At 59.7% G+C, this 380-nt stretch carries 1 protein-coding gene; it reads right to left on the bottom strand.

From position 1 onward, the window contains the following. On the bottom strand, window positions 1-355 hold a 355-nt coding region (locus KDH83_RS31930), incomplete at its 3' end, for a sugar nucleotide-binding protein (RefSeq protein ID WP_349291700.1). Window positions 356-380: the final 25 nt, after the last annotated feature.

Raw genomic sequence — 380 nt, forward strand, 5'->3', positions numbered from 1 at the left:
GTACTGCCCAATGCGGTAGTTGGATTCGCAGGCTTTCAGCCAGTTTCCGGGTATGCAGGCGGGAATTGGCCGGGCGCCGCGCCGGAGTCGGATAGTCCGCCGTCGGGATGGGCTGAACCTCGTCGGCGGTCAGTTTCAGGATGGCGCCGTTCGTGTTCGCCCGATCAATGATGTGCCGAGCGAAGTCGTGCCAACTCGTTTCGCCACTGGCAGTGAGATGGTACAGGCCAGTTGCCAAAGTGCCGGAGCGGTATGCCGATACGGCGAGAGCAGTGACATCCGCGATCATTTCAGCGGAAGTGGGCGCACCATGCTGATCGTCGACAACTCTCAATGTATCGCGTTCGGCGGCCACTCTAAGTATGGTGCTCAGGAAATTC

It is taken from the genome of Achromobacter sp. Marseille-Q0513 (assembly GCF_018195695.1).
Lineage (GTDB): Bacteria > Pseudomonadota > Gammaproteobacteria > Burkholderiales > Burkholderiaceae_B > Achromobacter.